General features: G+C 61.8%; 14 protein-coding genes, 2 tRNA genes and 1 rRNA gene. 10 read left to right on the top strand and 7 right to left on the bottom strand.

Translation table 11 applies throughout. The annotated features are described in order from the left end of the window. Positions 1-28: 28 nt before the first annotated feature. From HF916_RS47565 to HF916_RS47585, 5 genes are all read right to left on the bottom strand, one after another. Positions 29-104: transfer RNA gene (locus HF916_RS47565), tRNA-Ala, on the bottom strand. Positions 105-178: 74 nt separating this feature from the next. Beyond that, positions 179-255, bottom strand: a tRNA-Ile gene (locus HF916_RS47570). Between the two features lie 65 nt (positions 256-320). Next, positions 321-1,853, bottom strand: a 16S ribosomal RNA gene (locus HF916_RS47575). Positions 1,854-2,323: 470 nt separating this feature from the next. Beyond that, the gene (locus tag HF916_RS47580) at positions 2,324-3,595 is read right to left on the bottom strand and encodes an SGNH/GDSL hydrolase family protein (RefSeq protein WP_168795446.1); all 1,272 of its coding nucleotides are present in this window, start codon (positions 3,593-3,595) and stop codon (positions 2,324-2,326) included. An 89-nt stretch (positions 3,596-3,684) separates the two neighbouring features. Beyond that, positions 3,685-5,307, bottom strand: a complete 1,623-nt coding sequence (locus HF916_RS47585) for an NAD(P)/FAD-dependent oxidoreductase (protein WP_168795447.1) — start codon at positions 5,305-5,307, stop codon at positions 3,685-3,687. A 216-nt stretch (positions 5,308-5,523) separates the two neighbouring features. Here HF916_RS47585 and paaA point away from each other — a divergent pair, with 216 nt between their 5' ends. The 8 genes from paaA to HF916_RS47625 all read left to right on the top strand — a co-directional run bounded on the left by paaA (position 5,524) and on the right by HF916_RS47625 (position 11,812). Next, entirely contained in the window at positions 5,524-6,522 is a 999-nt protein-coding gene (gene paaA / locus HF916_RS47590) for a 1,2-phenylacetyl-CoA epoxidase subunit PaaA (RefSeq protein ID WP_168795448.1), read from the top strand. Positions 6,523-6,563: 41 nt separating this feature from the next. Then, the gene (gene paaB / locus HF916_RS47595; RefSeq protein ID WP_168795449.1) at positions 6,564-6,848 is read left to right on the top strand and encodes a 1,2-phenylacetyl-CoA epoxidase subunit PaaB; all 285 of its coding nucleotides are present in this window, start codon (positions 6,564-6,566) and stop codon (positions 6,846-6,848) included. A gap of 8 nt (positions 6,849-6,856) precedes the next feature. Further along, positions 6,857-7,660: a 1,2-phenylacetyl-CoA epoxidase subunit PaaC gene (gene paaC, locus HF916_RS47600; protein ID WP_168795450.1), complete on the top strand. Its 804-nt coding sequence runs from the start codon at positions 6,857-6,859 to the stop codon at positions 7,658-7,660. Positions 7,661-7,667: 7 nt separating this feature from the next. Next, on the top strand, positions 7,668-8,228 hold the full coding sequence (gene paaD / locus HF916_RS47605; RefSeq protein WP_168795451.1) for a 1,2-phenylacetyl-CoA epoxidase subunit PaaD: 561 nt from the start codon (positions 7,668-7,670) through the stop codon (positions 8,226-8,228). 1 nt (position 8,229) lies between these two features. Further along, on the top strand, positions 8,230-9,318 hold the full coding sequence (gene paaE / locus HF916_RS47610) for a 1,2-phenylacetyl-CoA epoxidase subunit PaaE (protein WP_168795452.1): 1,089 nt from the start codon (positions 8,230-8,232) through the stop codon (positions 9,316-9,318). 147 nt (positions 9,319-9,465) lie between these two features. Beyond that, positions 9,466-10,278 carry a DUF1835 domain-containing protein gene (locus HF916_RS47615; RefSeq protein ID WP_168795453.1) on the top strand — a complete coding sequence of 271 codons (813 nt, stop codon included), beginning with the start codon at positions 9,466-9,468 and terminating at the stop codon, positions 10,276-10,278. Positions 10,279-10,292: 14 nt separating this feature from the next. After that, on the top strand, positions 10,293-10,901 hold the full coding sequence (locus HF916_RS47620) for a TetR/AcrR family transcriptional regulator (RefSeq protein WP_132376682.1): 609 nt from the start codon (positions 10,293-10,295) through the stop codon (positions 10,899-10,901). Between the two features lie 242 nt (positions 10,902-11,143). Further along, positions 11,144-11,812, top strand: coding sequence for a GNAT family N-acetyltransferase (locus HF916_RS47625; protein ID WP_168795454.1), 669 nt, complete (start codon positions 11,144-11,146; stop codon positions 11,810-11,812). Positions 11,813-11,902: 90 nt separating this feature from the next. On the opposite strand, the gene HF916_RS47630 is transcribed toward HF916_RS47625, so the two are convergent. Continuing rightward, the gene (locus HF916_RS47630) at positions 11,903-12,400 is read right to left on the bottom strand and encodes an Lrp/AsnC family transcriptional regulator (RefSeq protein ID WP_116143819.1); all 498 of its coding nucleotides are present in this window, start codon (positions 12,398-12,400) and stop codon (positions 11,903-11,905) included. A 157-nt stretch (positions 12,401-12,557) separates the two neighbouring features. Here HF916_RS47630 and hppD point away from each other — a divergent pair, with 157 nt between their 5' ends. Next, entirely contained in the window at positions 12,558-13,655 is a 1,098-nt protein-coding gene (gene hppD, locus HF916_RS47635) for a 4-hydroxyphenylpyruvate dioxygenase (protein ID WP_168795455.1), read from the top strand. A 164-nt stretch (positions 13,656-13,819) separates the two neighbouring features. Here hppD and HF916_RS47640 read toward each other — a convergent pair whose 3' ends face one another. Beyond that, entirely contained in the window at positions 13,820-14,020 is a 201-nt protein-coding gene (locus HF916_RS47640; RefSeq protein WP_168795456.1) for a hypothetical protein, read from the bottom strand. Positions 14,021-14,382: 362 nt separating this feature from the next. On the opposite strand from HF916_RS47640, the gene HF916_RS47645 reads away from it, so the two are divergent. Further along, a complete protein-coding gene (locus HF916_RS47645) occupies positions 14,383-17,982 on the top strand; it encodes an indolepyruvate ferredoxin oxidoreductase family protein (protein WP_168795457.1) in 3,600 nt (1,199 codons plus the stop codon). The last annotated feature ends 205 nt before the right edge of the window (positions 17,983-18,187 follow it).

Genomic DNA, 18,187 nt, shown 5'->3' on the forward strand with positions numbered 1-18,187 from the left:
TCTCACAGCAACGCTACGCATTGAGGATTGGTGGAGGATGACGGGATCGAACCGACGACCCCCTGCTTGCAAAGCAGGTGCTCTCCCAGCTGAGCTAATCCCCCAGTCATACACAGATATCGCTATCTGTACGGATACCCCAGGGGTTGATCAATTAGCGCAGCCACCGCAGAAACAGTGGTGGGTCTGGATGGATTCGAACCATCGACCCCCGCCTTATCAAGACGGTGCTCTAACCAACTGAGCTACAGACCCCTGAGTCTGTCCATTTTCACAGCCGATAAGCGTGAGCGCTCAACGTTCGACACGTCTAGCTCGAGAAAGGAGGTGATCCAGCCGCACCTTCCGATACGGCTACCTTGTTACGACTTCACCCCAGTCATGAATCCTACCGTGGTGACCGTCCTCCTTGCGGTTAGACTAGCCACTTCTGGTAAAACCCACTCCCATGGTGTGACGGGCGGTGTGTACAAGACCCGGGAACGTATTCACCGCGGCATGCTGATCCGCGATTACTAGCGATTCCAGCTTCACGCACTCGAGTTGCAGAGTGCGATCCGGACTACGATCGGTTTTCTGGGATTGGCTCCCCCTCGCGGGTTGGCGACCCTCTGTTCCGACCATTGTATGACGTGTGAAGCCCTACCCATAAGGGCCATGAGGACTTGACGTCATCCCCACCTTCCTCCGGTTTGTCACCGGCAGTCTCCCTAGAGTGCTCTTGCGTAGCAACTAGGGACAAGGGTTGCGCTCGTTGCGGGACTTAACCCAACATCTCACGACACGAGCTGACGACAGCCATGCAGCACCTGTGTTATGGCTCCCTTTCGGGCACATCCACCTCTCAGCAGACTTCCATACATGTCAAGGGTAGGTAAGGTTTTTCGCGTTGCATCGAATTAATCCACATCATCCACCGCTTGTGCGGGTCCCCGTCAATTCCTTTGAGTTTTAATCTTGCGACCGTACTCCCCAGGCGGTCAACTTCACGCGTTAGCTACGTTACCAAGTCAATGAAGACCCGACAACTAGTTGACATCGTTTAGGGCGTGGACTACCAGGGTATCTAATCCTGTTTGCTCCCCACGCTTTCGTGCATGAGCGTCAGTATTGGCCCAGGGGGCTGCCTTCGCCATCGGTATTCCTCCACATCTCTACGCATTTCACTGCTACACGTGGAATTCTACCCCCCTCTGCCATACTCTAGCCCGCCAGTCACAAATGCAGTTCCCAGGTTAAGCCCGGGGATTTCACATCTGTCTTAGCGAACCGCCTGCGCACGCTTTACGCCCAGTAATTCCGATTAACGCTTGCACCCTACGTATTACCGCGGCTGCTGGCACGTAGTTAGCCGGTGCTTATTCTTCCGGTACCGTCATCCCCCCCAGGTATTAACCAGGAGGTTTTCTTTCCGGACAAAAGTGCTTTACAACCCGAAGGCCTTCTTCACACACGCGGCATTGCTGGATCAGGGTTTCCCCCATTGTCCAAAATTCCCCACTGCTGCCTCCCGTAGGAGTCTGGGCCGTGTCTCAGTCCCAGTGTGGCTGGTCGTCCTCTCAGACCAGCTACAGATCGTCGCCTTGGTAGGCCTTTACCCCACCAACTAGCTAATCTGCCATCGGCCGCCCCTGCAGCGCGAGGTCCCGAAGGAGCCCCCGCTTTCATCCGCAGATCGTATGCGGTATTAATCCGGCTTTCGCCGGGCTATCCCCCACTACAGGACACGTTCCGATGTATTACTCACCCGTTCGCCACTCGCCACCAGGGTTGCCCCCGTGCTGCCGTTCGACTTGCATGTGTAAGGCATGCCGCCAGCGTTCAATCTGAGCCAGGATCAAACTCTTCAGTTCAAACCTGTTACTGTTTTTCGGTCTCTTCCGAGACCGGTCGCTCACTCAACGTACTGACGAATGATCCAACCATCTTGCGACAGTCAAACCTTCCTTTCATTACTGTGTGAGACTTGATACTTTCGCTTGTTCGGCAGATCCCGAAAGATCCACCGCGCGTCGCGCATCAAGCGCCCACACTTATCGGCTGTTAATTTTTAAAGATCGAGTCCGCATTCACTACCGAACCGGCACCGCACTTCAACTACCCGGCACCGCTTCGTTCTGCGTCGCTGCATCAGCAGCAGAGAAACGAGATTATGGAGGCTCTTTTTCGTTTCGTCAACAACATTTTTTCGCTTTCGCTTAAAACCTTGTTGACGCTACGGCCGCTGGTTTCTGCCGCGGCGCTCGTTCGCAAACGAGGAAGCGAATCTTAGGCGAACATCAGCCATATGACAAGGGTTTGACCGAAATCTTTTTTTGGCGGCTCACTTGCGAGTCGATTTCACTACCGCGTCCATCGGGACTGCGTCCGCCATTGCCGCATAGCCGGCGTCGCTTGGATGGATGTGATCGCCGCTGTCAAAGTTGCGCTGCAGGCGATCCAATTGCGCCGGGTCACGCAGCGCGGCGTCGAAGTCCACGACGCCGTCGAAGGCATGGCTGGTCCGAATCCACTGGTTGACGGCGAGCCGAATGCTTTCTCGCGGCGGCGGAAGCGACGCCGGCGTCAGCGTCGCACCGAACACCTTCACGCCGGCGTGCCGAGCGGCGGTGATCAACCGCTGGTACCCGGCAATCAGATCGGCAGCCGTCGCCGAAGTGTGCGGAAAGTCGCAGTCGAGACCATTACGCGGCGGCATTGCCGCGAAGTTGATGTCATTGATGCCGATCAGCAGAATCGCCGTCTTGACGCCCGGGCGCGCGAGCACGTCGTGCTCGAAGCGCGTCGCGAGCGCGTCGCCGTAGCAAGGGGAGTCGCTCAGCAAGCGGTTGCCGCTGATCCCCAGATTGACGATCGCGGTCGACCGGTCGCCGCTCGCGGCAAACCGGCGCGCCAACGCGTCCGGCCAGCGGTGATTCTGATTCAGGCTGGAGCGCATGCCGTCCGTGATCGAGTCGCCGATCGCGGCAACGGCGGCGGATGCAGGTGCCGCGTCCACTGACAACCCGGTTATCCACACATATTGCGTAAACCGGCCGCGAAACGCTTCCGCGGAGGCGTCCGCCGCGTGATTACCCGGCGCCGAAACGTAGTTCACCTGGTTCGACACACGATGCCAGGCCACGATACGCTGCTCCGGCCCCATAAACGCGCTGACGGCGTAGGGGGCACCTTCGGCGACATCGATAGCGACCGGATCGCTGTCCAACTCACCACCCGGCGGAATCGAGACCGTACCGTTGCCGCCGAACGTCACGCGCGTCGCGCCCTCACCAGCCGCCGCCGCGCCGCCCGCCGAGCGTGCGATGCGCAGATCTTCGATGACGAGCGGAGTTTTGCCGTACCGGTTGCTAAGGTGGACCCGCGTCGACTTTCCGGACAGCGTCGGATAGACGATCTGGCGCACCGTGCGCCCGGCAACTTCCGGTGCGCGATAGAGCGGCGGCAAGTCCGCCCGTTGCGGGACGGGTTGCAGCGCTGTCGCCCAGGCGGTGACCCAATGTGCCGGGGCGTCGGCTGCGAAAACGGTCGGGGAAGCGGCAAATTGGGCAAGCAGCGCCGCGCCGCATGCGGCGGCCAGGGTGCGAATGGTCATTCGGGTGGTCGGTTCGAGGCGAAACGTGCATTGTGCCCGATCGCTCCAGCCGTCGCGGGTCTCCGCGACGGCATTCCCGCGCGCCCGACTCAGGCCGTCTGCGCCCCGGCCATCTTCAACGCGAGCGCTTCGGCGACTTCGATCCCGTCGATGGCCGCCGAGTAGATCCCGCCGGCATAGCCAGCGCCTTCGCCGGCCGGATACAGACCTTCGACGTTCATGCTCTGAAAGTCGTCCCGCCGACGCACGCGAATCGGCGACGACGTTCTCGTCTCGACGCCCGTCAACACCGCGTCGTGCATCGCGAACCCGGCGATCTTCTTGTCCATCTGCGGCAACGCTTCGCGAATGGCCTCGATCACGTAGTCGGGAAGCGCGGTGCTGAGATCGGTCGGATGCACGCCGGGTTTGTACGACGGCACCACCGAACCCAGCGACGTGGACGGCCGCCCGGCGATAAAGTCGCCGACCAGCTGACCCGGCGCCATATAGTTACCGCCGCCGAGCTCGAAAGCCCGCTCTTCCCATTTGCGCTGGAAAGCAATGCCGGCAAGCGGGCCGCCCGGATAGTCGTCCGGCGTGATGCCGACCACGATCCCCGCATTGGCATTTCGCTCGGCCCGCGAATACTGGCTCATGCCGTTGGTCACCACGCGGCCCGGCTCGGAGGTCGCCGCCACCACGGTACCGCCCGGGCACATGCAGAAACTGTAGACGGCGCGGCCGTTGCTGCAGTGATGCACCACCTTATAGTCGGCGGCGCCCAACTGTTTGTGACCCGCAAACTTGCCGAACCGGCTGCGGTCGATCAAACCTTGCGGATGCTCAATGCGAAAACCGAGTGAAAACGGCTTCGCCTCAAGATAGACGCCGCGGTCGTTCAACATCTGAAAGGTATCGCGCGCGCTATGGCCGACTGCCAGCACCACATGATCGCAACGCAGCGTTTCGCCCGTCGACAGCTTCAACCCGCGCACCTTCCCCTGATCGATCTCAATGTCGTCGACGCGGGTTTCGAAACGCACCTCGCCGCCCAACTCGTGAATGGTCGCGCGCATTTTTTCGACCATGCTCACCAACCGGAACGTGCCGATATGGGGCCGGCTCAGAAACAGAATGTCTTCCGGCGCGCCGGCCCGCACGAATTCTTCGAGCACCTTGCGGCCGTAGTGCTTCGGATCCTTGATCTGGCTGTACAGCTTGCCGTCCGAGAAAGTGCCCGCGCCGCCTTCGCCGAATTGCACATTCGATTCGGGATTGAGCACCGATTTACGCCACAGACCAAAAGTGTCCTTCGTGCGTTCGCGCACGGCCTTGCCGCGCTCGAGGATGATTGGCCGGAAGCCCATCTGCGCGAGGATCAGGCCGGCGAACAAGCCGCACGGCCCCATGCCGATCACGACGGGGCGCAGCGCGGTCATCTGCGCCGGCGCCTTGGCGACGAACCGGTAGGTCATGTCGGGCGTCAAGCCGCAGTGCGGCACCTCGGCGAGTCGCTTGAGCGCAGCCGCTTCATCCGTAACCTCGACATCGACGATGTACGTGAGCTTGATGTCGGCGCGCTTGCGCGCATCGTGCGCGCGGCGAAACACGGTGTATCGGATGAGCCCGTCCGCGGCCACGCCGAGTTCCGCGAGGCGCGCACGCACGGCGGCTTCGAGGGCGCTCTCGGGATGATCGAGCGGGAGTTTGATTTCGCTTAGACGTAACATGAGTACCGGGGGATGCAGGAAGGCCGCAAATCGCGGCCAATTCGCAATTTTATAGGTTTAGTGTGGGGACGGGGCGGCGACACCGACGAAACGCTTTCCAAGGGCACCGCCCAAGTCCCTATCGGCCCGATCGACTCATCTCAAAAAATTTATTAACCGACCGGTCGGTTGGTTTATACTGTGCGCACACAGACAACTTCCGCAGAGAGCGTCCCCATGTACACGCAATCCCTGGATATTCCCGGCAACGTCGCACCGCTGGACGCGGGCGCAGACTCGTCCGAGCAGGTGCAGTTCGACGCGGTCATGGCCGCCGACGGCAAGATCGAAGCTCAGGACTGGATGCCGGAGGCCTACCGCAAGACGCTGGTCCGGCAAATTTCGCAGCACGCACATTCGGAAATCGTCGGCATGCTGCCGGAGGGTAACTGGATCACGCGCGCGCCCAGCCTGAAGCGCAAGGCGATTCTGCTGGCCAAAGCGCAGGACGAGGCAGGCCACGGCCTCTATCTATATAGCGCAGCGGAAACGCTCGGCGTATCGCGCGATCAGTTGATCGCCGCGCTGCACTCGGGCAAAGCCAAATATTCGAGCATCTTCAATTACCCGACGCCCACCTGGGCGGACGTCGGCGTGATCGGCTGGCTGGTCGACGGCGCGGCGATCATGAATCAGATTCCGCTGTGCCGTTGCACGTACGGTCCGTACGCGCGCGCCATGATCCGCATCTGCAAAGAAGAGTCGTTCCACCAACGCCAGGGTTTCGACGCGCTCATGTCGATGATGGCCGGCACCGAAGCCCAGCGTGAACTGGTCCAGCAGGCCGTGAATCGCTGGTGGTGGCCGGTTCTGATGATGTTCGGCCCGAGCGACAAGGATTCGATCCACAGCAACCAGTCGTCGAAATGGGGCATCAAGCGCATCTCGAACGACGATCTGCGCCAGAAATTCGTCGACGCCACCGTCGACCAGGCCAAGGTGCTCGGCGTCACGCTGCCCGATCCGGACCTGAAATGGAACGAAGCGCGCGGCCATCACGATTACGGCGACATCGACTGGGAAGAATTCTGGCGCGTGGTGAATGGCGACGGCCCGTGCAACCGCGAGCGTCTCGCCACCCGGGTCAAAGCCCACGACGACGGCGCCTGGGTTCGCGAAGCCGCCCTCGCCCACGCGGAAAAACAGCGCCAGCGCGCACAGCAGCACGCCGCCTAAACAGCGCGGCATGCCAGACAAAGAATCTCAGGAGATCTGCAATGAACAAGGAATGGCCGATTTGGGAAGTCTTCGTGCGTAGCAAGCAGGGACTCGACCACAAACACTGCGGCAGCCTGCACGCCGCCGACGCGCCGATGGCGCTGCGCATGGCGCGCGACGTCTACACGCGCCGCCAGGAAGGCGTCAGCATCTGGGTGGTGCCGTCGTCGGCGATTACGGCGTCCTCGCCGGAAGACAAGGCGGAGCTGTTCGAACCGGCTGGCGACAAGATTTACCGCCACCCGACGTTCTACACGCTCCCCGACGAAGTCAACCACATGTAAGCGCGGCCATGGACATCACGCCCCAACATCTCCAATACGTGCTGCGCCTCGCGGACACCGCGCTGATCCTCGGTCAGCGCAATACCGAATGGTGCGGCCACGGCCCGATCCTCGAAGAGGATATCGCGCTGTCAAACATGAGCCTCGACCTGATCGGCCAGGCGCGCCTGCTGTACACGCATGCCGCTTCGCTTGAACAGCAACTCACCGGCAAAAACCGCACGGAAGACGACTACGCGTACTTTCGCGCCGAGCGCGAGTTCGCCAACTACACGCTCGCCGAATTGCCGCATGTCGGCCCGCTGTCGGCCACCGCGAAAGCCGAGAAGGATTACGCGGTCACGATCGTGCGCAATTTCCTCTACTCGACGCTGATGGCGCATCTGTGGACGGCGCTCACGGCATCCACCGACGAGCAGTTGGCGGCGATCGCATCGAAGTCGATCAAGGAAACCAGTTACCACGTGCATCACGCACGCGAGTGGCTGATCCGTTTCGGCGACGGCACCGAGGAATCGCATCGCCGCGCGCAAGCCGCAGTGGACCATCTCGTGCCATACACGCGGGAGTTCTTCAGCACGGACGCCATCGAGGGGACCATCGCGGCAGCCGGCATCGGCCCGCTGACGTCGGACCTCGAAGCAGCGTGGCTCGACGACGTACGCACCACGCTCGACGAAGCCACCTTGACGCTGCCCGAACCGGTCAAGCACATCACGTCCGGCAAGCACGGCGAGCATTCCGAGCACATGGGCTTCGTGCTGGCCGAAATGCAAAGCCTTGCACGCCAACACCCCGGCGCCACCTGGTAATCCGATGATGACGACTTCGACTGCCCTTCGCACGACCGACATAAGCGACACGACCGACCCCACCCTCGCACGCGCATGGGCCGCGCTCGAAACGGTGCCTGATCCGGAGATTCCGGTGGTGTCGATTCGCGAGCTCGGCATTCTGCGCGACGTGCGGCGCGCTGCGGACGGCACGCTCGAAGTCGTGATCACGCCGACCTACTCCGGATGCCCGGCCATGTCGCAGATTGCCGAGGACGTCGCGCACGCGCTCGACGAGGCGGAGCTCAAGCCCTATCGGATCGCCACGGTGCTCGCGCCGGCCTGGACGACCGACTGGATGACCGCCGACGCGCGCGAAAAGCTGCGCGCCTACGGCATCGCGCCGCCCACGGGTAATTGCGGTTCCACCGCGCCCGTGCAGGAAAAAGTGATGCGCTTCGTGCCCCGCGCGCTGCCCGCGCCGTCGTGCCCGCGATGCGGCTCGGCGCACACCGAGCGTCTCGCGCAATTCGGCTCGACCGCCTGCAAAGCCTTGTACCGCTGCCTCGACTGCCGCGAGCCCTTCGACTACTTCAAACCATACTGATATGGCCACTCCGCAATTTCATCCGCTGCGTATCCGCGAAGTGCGGCCCGAAACCGCCGATTCGGTTTCGGTCGCCTTCGAAGTCCCCGCCGAACTGCGCGACCACTATCGCTTTACGCAAGGCCAGTTCGTCACGCTGAAGACGCATATCGACGGTGAGGAAACGCGCCGTTCGTATTCGATCTGCGTCGGCGTCACCGATTACGACCGCGACGGCGAACTGCGCATCGGCATCAAGCGCGTACGCGGCGGGCGTTTCTCGAACTTCGCCTTCGACACGCTGCAGCCGGGTCATACGATCGATGTGATGACACCCGACGGTCGTTTCTTCACCCATCTGAATGCCGATCAGGGTCAGCAGTACCTGGCGTTCTCGGGCGGTTCGGGCATTACGCCGGTGCTGGCAATCATCAAGACGACGCTCGAAATCGAACCGCGCAGCACCTTCACGCTCGTGTACGGCAACCGCAGCGTCGATCAGATCATGTTCGCGGAAGAGCTCGAGGATCTGAAGAACCGCTTCATGAGCCGCTTCGTGCTCTATCACGTGCTGTCCGACGATCTGCAGGACGTCGAGCTGTTCAACGGCGTGCTCGATCAGGATAAGTGCGCGGCCTTTATCGAGAATCTGCTGCCGGCCGAGGCGATCGACGAAGCCTTCATTTGCGGCCCCGGTCCGATGATGGACGCCGCCGAAGCCGCCCTGAAGGCCGCTGGTGTGCCGTCGGAAAAGGTGCACGTGGAGCGCTTCGGTTCACCGTTGCCGCAAGCGGGCGTGCCGCCGGTCGAAATCACCGACGACACGCCAACTGCCGACCTCGAAATCGTCCTCGACGGGAAACGCCGCAAGCTGCGCCTGCCGTATCAGGGCGTGAGCGTGCTCGACGTCGGCCTGCGCGCCGGCCTCGCGCTGCCTTATGCGTGCAAGGGCGGCGTCTGCTGCACCTGTCGCGCGAAGGTGCTGGAAGGCGAAGTGAAGATGGAAAAGAACTACACGCTCGAAGAACACGAAATCCGCGACGGTTTCGTGCTGACGTGCCAATGCCATCCGATCAGCGACCGCGTGGTGGTGAGCTACGACGAGCGTTGAGCCGCATGCGGCGGGCGAGGCGACAGGACGTCCGTCGCGCTTTCAGCAGTTCCGCGATCCGCTTACACTAGGGGCCGCTCGCAATCGGACACCTGTTCCGGTCGGTGAGCGGCCCCTAGTGTTGTCAACCGCCCTACGCCACTGCCGATGAGCACGATCCACCTCACCAACGGCGATGTCGCCGCCGAGTCACTGCGCGCCGCGTTGCGGGATTCGGGCCGCGATGATCGCGTGCACGCACTGCGCGACGATCTCGCGGTCGGCCCGCTGCGCGGCGTCGACGACGCGCCCGATGTGCGCGCGGACTTTTGGGATCGCGTGAGCGCCGACACGAAGCGCGATTTCCTTCGGGAACTCCGCGAGCAGGCTGCAGCGCTCGGGAATATCGCGCGCGGCGAAGCGAATCTGGTGGTCTGGCACGGCGAAAGCGCGTCGGATCAATTGATGCTGCGCCGCGTCTGCTACCACTTACGCAACAGCCCGCAGCGTCTGAACGAAGTGCGTCTGTCGATTCGCGATCTCACCGATCCGGGCGCGTGGGCGCACAGCCGCAAAGACCGCGCGACGTCGGTCGGCATGTTCGCGCCGGCCGTGTTGCAATCGCGGCTGCCGGACACCGCACCGATTTCCGTGCTGCGCATCAGCCGGCTTGCGCTCGAATGGCAGGAAGTCAAATACGCGAACGGCGAGACGCGGCGCTGGCGCGACAATACGTTTACGAGCGGTAGCTTCGCGGAACTGGACGCGCTGATTCTCGAGCACGTCACTGAAGACTGGCAGCCCGCCGCGCGCGTTGCCGCCGAATTGATGGCCGCCGAGCTCGGATTCCTGGTCAGCGACAGCATTGTGCTGTGGCGCTTCCGCGAACTGGCCGCAACCCGGCGCATCAAGCTGCGCGGCGACGCGAGCACATGGCGCACGCTCGAATTGTGCGCGGCGTTCGCCCCCTGTCCACACTAATAGAACAGACGACCATGGCCCGCACCCGAGCGCCCGACCACGAAACCCAGCGCGAGCAGATTCTCGAACTCGCCGCGGCAAAGTTCGCCCAGACTAGCTACCCCAGCACCTCGATGGCCGACCTCGCCGCCGCGAGCGGCACCTCGAAAGCGCGCCTCTACCACTACTACGCGAGCAAGGAGGCGATCCTGTTCGATCTGCTGGACCGTTACACCAAGCGGCTCATGTTGATCATCGCGGAGGTGGAAGGCGCGAGTCAGCGGCGCGGCTTGTCGGAGCGGGAAACCTTCGCTGAACTGATCCGGGCGTTTCTGTCGGAGTATGAGACGTCGCACAGCCGGCACGTCGCGCTGTTGAACGACGTGAAGTATCTGGTCGATACCCAGCGCGAAGTGATCCTGAACCGCCAGCGTGACGTGGTGGCTGCTTTTGCGCGGCAATTGGCCCGCGCCTATCCCGAGCGCGCCACGCGCGACAACCAGACCGCGCTCACCATGATGGTGTTCGGCATGATCAACTGGACTTTCACCTGGCTGAAGCCGGACGGCCGGATGGGTTACCGTGAATTCGCCGAACAAGTGGTCGGCATGGTGGACCACGGATTGAGCTCAAACCCGGCCTGATTCCGCATTGCAGCAATATTCAGACGAAATAATGGGCCAGAGTGATCGATGTGCGACATCGTGTCACGAACGCTCGTCTCATTTATTTATTCTTTAAAATCAATCGCGTATAAATAGGGCGCAAACTTTTTAGGCGCTCCCTTCAAATATTGATACGGGTTTTCCCTAGTGCGAGGTCTGGATCTCCGCTAAAATTGCTTTTGCGGTGCACCACACCGCTCGACTAAAAGGAGAACCCGACCATGAACTTGATTACACCCCGCGCCGCTGAGCCGATCGTCGCGCACGATCGTTTGATGCAGCCAGCCGGTCGTGCGCCTGCTCTGGTCCGCGAGCTCACCGCTGTCGACCGCGAACGCCTGCTCAGCCACTTCCTCGCGCTCGACGAAGACGACCGACTCCTGCGCTTCGGCCAGATCGTGCCGGACCACGTCATCGAAAACTATGTTCGCGCGATCGACTTCAAGCGCGACACCGTCTTCGGCGTCTTCAACGATCAATTGCAGTTGACCGGCGTCGGCCACCTGGCCTATCTGCCGGCCGAAGGCGACAAGCGTACGGCCGAGTTCGGCGTGTCCGTGCTGGAAAGCGTCCGCGGCCAGGGCATCGGCTCGAAGCTGTTCGAGCGTGCCGCCATTCGCAGCCGCAATACGCGCGTCACCATGCTGTACATGCACTGCCTGTCGCGCAATTCGACCATGATGCACATCGCAAAGAAGGCCGGCATGAAGATCGAATACGCCTACGGAGAGGCAGACGCTTACCTCACGCTGCCGCCGGCGGATCAATCGAGCATCATCGCTGAAATGCTGCAGGAGCAGGCCGCCGTGTTCGACTACGCGCTCAAGCGGCAAGCGCGTCAGGCGTCGAAGCTGTTCGAGTCGTTCATGCCGACGGCTGTCGCAGCCTGAGAGCACTGAGCTTCAGCAAGAACAAAGGGCAGCCCAGTGGCTGCCCTTTTTGTTTGCCCTCCGCCTTCCACCTCGCGCGCGACGCTCGCCTCACAAGATCGGCAGCGCGGTCGTCTCCTTAAACTTTTCCAGCGAGAAGCTCGATTTCACGTCGATCACCGACGGGTGATGTAGCAACTGGTCCTGCACGAAGCGTGAAAAGTGCGCCATGTCTTTTACCTGGACGCGCAGCAAATAATCCATGTCGCCGGTCATTGCGTGGCATGCCACCACTTCCGGCCACGTCTGCACCGCCGCGCGAAACAGATCCGCATGCGTGGCATCGCCGCGCGAACTGAGCGCCGGACCGCCGCGCTTTTCCAGTCGCACATTCACATAGGCAAGCAAATCGAGCCCGAGCTGCTGCGCATCGAGCAGCGCCACGTAGCCGCGGATCACGCCGCTCTCTTCCAGCCGACGGATACGCCGCAGACACGGACTCGGCGAAAGATTGATGCGCTCGGCGATCTCCTGATTCGACAGCCGGCCGTTCTCCTGAAGAATCGCCAGAATCCGCCTGTCGATGGCGTCTATCTCTATATTGGCCATTTTCTGCCGTCCATTCGAAATGTTGAGCTAGAAACTAGCGCCAGCGTATCGATGTGCGATTAAGTTAGCAAGTTTTCGCCGCAGACAGGCCTTTACACTTGGGTCATTCAGTCGCGCGCAATCGCCCATCCGGCTCGCGCACATCAGGAGACAGACAATGCAGGTTTCAACTTGGGAAAATCCGCTCGGCACCGACGGCTTCGAGTTCATCGAATACACCGCACCGGATCCAAAGGCGCTCGGCAAACTGTTCGAACAGATGGGCTTCACTGCCGTTGCCCGGCATCGTCATAAAGACGTGACGCTGTATCGCCAGGGGGAAATCAACTTCATTGTCAACGGGGAGCCGGATTCGTTCGCGCAACGCTTCACGCGTCTGCACGGCCCTTCGATCTGCGCGATCGCTTTCCGTGTTCAGGACGCCGCCAAGGCGTACAAGGAAGCGCTGGAAAAAGGCGCCTGGGGCTTCGACAACAAAACCGGCCCAATGGAATTGAACATCCCGGCGATCAAGGGTATTGGCGACTCGCTGATTTATTTCGTCGATCGGTGGCGCGGCAAGAACGGCGCCGAGCCGACCAGCATCGGCAACATCGACATTTACGATGTGGACTTCGAACCCATTCCGGGTGCGAACCCGAATCCGGTCGGCCACGGCCTGACCTACATCGACCACCTGACGCACAACGTGCATCGCGGCCGGATGCAGGAATGGGCGGAGTTCTACGAGCGTCTGTTCAACTTCCGCGAAGTGCGTTATTTCGACATCGAAGGCAAAGTGACGGGCGTGAAGTCGAAAGCGATGACCTCGCCGTGCGGCAAGATCCGCATCCCGATCAACGAAGAAGGTTCGGAAACCGCCGGCCAGATTCAGGAATATCTCGACGCATACCACGGTGAAGGCATTCAGCACATTGCCTTGGGCAGCAACGACATCTACCGCACGGTGGACGGCTTGCGCGCCGCGAACATCTCGCTGCTCGACACGATCGACACGTATTACGAGCTGGTCGACCGCCGCGTGCCGAATCACGGCGAGCCGCTCGACGAACTGCGCAAACGCAAGATTCTGATCGACGGCGCGCCCGATGATTTGCTGCTGCAGATCTTCACCGAAAACCAGATCGGCCCGATCTTCTTCGAAATCATTCAGCGTAAGGGGAATCAGGGTTTCGGCGAGGGCAACTTCAAGGCACTGTTCGAATCGATCGAACTGGATCAGATTCGCCGTGGTGTGGTGCAAGACAAAGTCTGACGGCTTGCGCCGCTTCACGAGAGCGGGCGCATAGACCCAAATGAAAAGGGCGAAGATCTCACGATCCTCGCCCTTTTCATTGGCGCCGTTGTCTCAAGCGAAACCTTGCTGGCTTGATGCGACAACGGCTGGTTATTCAACCGACACACCGCATGCGCGGCGCATCACGAATTCTGGTCTTCCTCGTCGGACTTGGTGGATCGCGTGACGCGGTTCATGGCAATGCGTGCGGGCGCGACCTGCGCCGCACGGGTTACCGCGTTCGACAGCGCCCCTGCACTGCCCGAGTTCGAGCGCACCGGTGCGCTCATGGCGAAAAATGCGGCCGAAACCATCAGGAAGGTCTGGATGTTTCTCGTGTTCATGCGTACTCCTTTTCTGACTGCCCTGTTGTCGTGAAGCTCCACCGAATGCGGAGCGTTGCGCGGACATTGCTCACAGGTTGGGGATTAGACAGACATTTCAACCGCGGTTCCGCAGATTTGTAGTTTTTACAGCTTGTTACAGGCCGTCGCGCGGGAACGGCGCGCGGGCGAACAGCGAGCGAGCGCGCCGACATCCGCCATATCAGTGCAACGCCCCGTTCTTTCGGGGGCGGCGGCGGGTTTTCACCAGTGCTACCATCACTTAAAACACGTCAATATGGCGGCCCGGCCCTACGCATTCACAAGATGCCGCGGCCCAAAAAAGTTTTGGTGATCCCAAACTGGTTGGAGGAGTACACATAATGAATGCCCCGCTAGACGCAGGTCAGCGAGCCTCGCTCGAAGCCGCGTTGTCTTCCGTCACGCTCGACGACAAATACACCCTCGAACGCGGCCGCGCGTACATGAGCGGCATCCAGGCGCTGGTGCGTCTGCCGATGCTGCAGCAGGAGCGCGACCGGGCCGCCGGGCTCAACACCGCCGGCTTCATCTCCGGTTACCGTGGATCGCCACTCGGCGGACTCGACCAATCCCTGTGGAAGGCGAAACAGCATCTCGCCGCGCATCAGGTCGTGTTTCAGCCCGGCGTCAACGAAGACCTCGCGGCCACTGCCGTCTGGGGTTCGCAGCAGGTCAATCTGTACCCGAGCGCCAAATACGACGGCGTGTTCTCGATGTGGTACGGCAAAGGCCCGGGCGTCGACCGTTCCGGCGACGTCTTCAAACATGGCAACTCGGCCGGTTCGGCGCGCAACGGCGGCGTTCTCGTCCTCGCCGGCGACGACCACGCCGCGAAATCGTCCACGCTCGCGCATCAGTCCGAACACATTTTTAAGGCGTGCGGCCTGCCGGTTCTGTTCCCGTCGAACGTGCAGGAATATCTCGACTTCGGTCTGCACGGCTGGGCGATGAGCCGCTATTCCGGCCTGTGGGTCGCCATGAAATGCGTGACCGACGTGGTCGAGTCGTCGGCATCGGTCGACATCGATCCGCATCGCACGAAGATCATCCTGCCGGAAGACTTCGCGATGCCCGAAGGCGGCCTGAATATCCGCTGGCCGGATCCGCCGCTGGTGCAGGAAGCGCGTCTGCTCGACTACAAGTGGTACGCAGCGCTCGCCTATGTGCGCGCCAACAAACTGGACCGCGTCGAAATCGATTCGCCGCATGCGCGCTTCGGCATCATGACCGGCGGCAAGGCGTATCTCGACGTGCGTCAGGCGCTGACCGACATCGGTCTCGACGACGAAACCTGCTCGCGCATCGGCATCCGTCTGTACAAGGTCGGCTGCGTGTGGCCGCTCGAAGCGCAAGGCGCGCAGGCTTTCGCGCGCGGCCTTGACGAAATTCTGGTGGTCGAGGAAAAGCGCCAGATTCTCGAATACGCGATCAAGGAAGAACTGTACAACTGGCCCGACGCGCAACGTCCGCGTGTGTTCGGCAAGTTCGACGAGAAAGACGGTGCGGGCGGCGAATGGTCAGTGCCAATGGGCAAGTGGCTGCTGCCGGCGCACTACGAACTCTCGCCGGCGATCATCGCCAAGGCCATCGCCACGCGGCTCGACAAATTCGATCTGCCGTCCGATGTCCGCGCTCGCATCGCCACGCGCATCGCGGTGATCGAAGCGAAGGAAAAGGCGCTGGCACGGCCGCGCGTCGAAGCCGAACGCAAGCCGTGGTTCTGCTCGGGCTGCCCGCACAACACGTCGACCAATGTGCCGGAAGGCTCGCGCGCGATGGCCGGCATCGGCTGCCATTACATGACGGTCTGGATGGACCGCAGCACCAGCACCTTCAGCCAGATGGGCGGCGAAGGCGTCGCGTGGATCGGCCAGGCGCCGTTCACCAACGACAAGCACGTGTTCGCCAATCTCGGCGACGGCACCTACTTCCACTCAGGGCTGTTGGCGATTCGCGCGGCGATCGCGTCGAAGGCCAACATCACTTACAAGATTCTCTATAACGACGCGGTCGCCATGACCGGCGGCCAGCCGGTCGACGGCGTGCTGACCGTGCCGCAGATCACGCACCAGCTCGCCGCCGAAGGCGCGACGAAGATCGTGATCGTCACCGACGAGCCGGAGAAGTACTCGGCGAACGTCGGCCTCGCGCCGGGCATCGACATCCATCATCGCGACAAGCTCGACGAGGTGCAGCGTCAACTTCGCGAAGTGTCCGGCACGACGATCCTGATCTACGACCAGACTTGTGCGACGGAGAAGCGCCGCCGCAGGAAACGCGGCACGTATCCGGATCCGGCGCGCCGCGTCGTGATCAACGAGGCCGTGTGCGAAGGCTGCGGCGATTGCTCGGTGAAGTCGAACTGCCTGTCGGTCGAGCCGCTCGACACCGAGTACGGCACGAAGCGCCAGATCAATCAGTCCACCTGCAACAAGGACTTCTCGTGCGTGAACGGTTTCTGCCCGAGCTTCGTATCGGTTGAGGGCGGTCAGTTGCGCAAGCCGAAGGCCGCTTCCGGCCTCGCCGGCGACGCGATGCCGCCGGTGCCGGAACCCGACTTACCGTCCATGGAGCGGCCGTATGGCGTGCTGGTGACAGGCGTCGGCGGCACGGGCGTCGTGACGATCGGCGCGCTGCTCGGCATGGCCGCGCATCTGGAGAGCAAGGGCGTCACCGTGCTCGACGTCACCGGCCTCGCGCAGAAAGGCGGTGCCGTGATGAGCCACGTGCAGATCGCGAAGAATCCGGCCGACATCCACGCGACCCGTATCGCCATGGGCGAAGCGAGTCTCGTGATCGGCTGCGATGCGATCGTCACGGCCAGCGACGAATGCGTGTCGCGCATGCAGGCGGGCCGCACACGCGTCGTGCTGAACAGCGCGCATACGCCGACTGCCGAACTCATCAAGAACCCGAACTGGCGCTTCCCGGGCACTAGCACGGAAGCTGACGTGCGCGCCGCCGCGGGCGACGACGGTGTCGATACGGTCGACGCGAATCACTTCGCGGTCGCGCTGCTCGGCGATGCGATTTATACGAATCCGTTCGTGCTCGGCTACGCATGGCAACGCGGCTGGGTGCCGCTCACGTATCAGTCGTTGATGCGCGCCATCGAGTTGAACAACGTGCAGGTCGAGAAAAACCGCGCGGCGTTCGAATGGGGCCGCCGTGCCGCGCACGATCTGGCCGGCGTTCGCAAGCTCGCGCAATCGCAAGGACGTGGTGCCGCTGCGGAAACGGCGAGCAGCAAGATCATCTCGCTGCACACGCCGAAGGCGCTCGACACGCTGATCGACAAGCGTGCGGAGTACCTGACCGCGTGGCAGAACAGCGCGTATGCCGACCGTTATCGCGCGTTGGTGTCGCAAGTGCGTGCGGCGGAGTCAGCGCTCGATTCGATCGACAGCCAGTTGCCGTTGACCGAAGCGGTTGCCAAAAACCTGCACAAGCTGATGGCCTACAAGGACGAGTACGAAGTCGCCCGTCTATACAGCGATCCGGCGTTCATCGAAAAACTGAAGTCGAATTTCGAAGGCGACTGGAAGCTGCACATTCACCTCGCGCCGCCGACGTTCTCGAAGAAGGATGCCAAGGGTCATCTGGTGAAGAAGAAGTACGGCCCGTGGGTCTTCAGCGCGATGCACGTGCTGGCCCGCTTCAAGTTCCTGCGCGGCACCGCGCTCGATGTGTTCGGCAAGACGGAAGAGCGTCGTACCGAGCGTGCGTTGATCGGGGAGTATGAAGCGCTGGTGCGCGAACTGATCGCCGGCCTGACCGCGCAGAAGCGCGAGCTGGCCATCGAATTGGCGAATCTGCCGGACGGCATCCGCGGGTACGGTCACGTGAAGGAAAACAACCTGAAGGGCGTGCGCGTCAAATGGAACGAGTTGCTCGCGCGGTGGCGTTCGCCTGAGGCCGGAAAGACGCAACACGCGGCTTGATCGGACTGGCTTGACCGGCTCGCCGGTCTGAAACAAAAGGCGGCTGTCCTCACGGACGGCCGCCTTTTTTACGTGCTGTGAGACGGGACGCACGACGCATGTGCAACGAATGCGTCAGTAAAAAAGCCACGGAAACAACATCCGTGGCTTGTTCGCAGACTCGTCGCGAACGCCTCGACGAGGCGCCGCTCCAAATCTCAAAGCA

The sequence above is a fragment of the Paraburkholderia aromaticivorans genome, assembly GCF_012689525.1.
GTDB lineage: Bacteria > Pseudomonadota > Gammaproteobacteria > Burkholderiales > Burkholderiaceae > Paraburkholderia > Paraburkholderia aromaticivorans_A.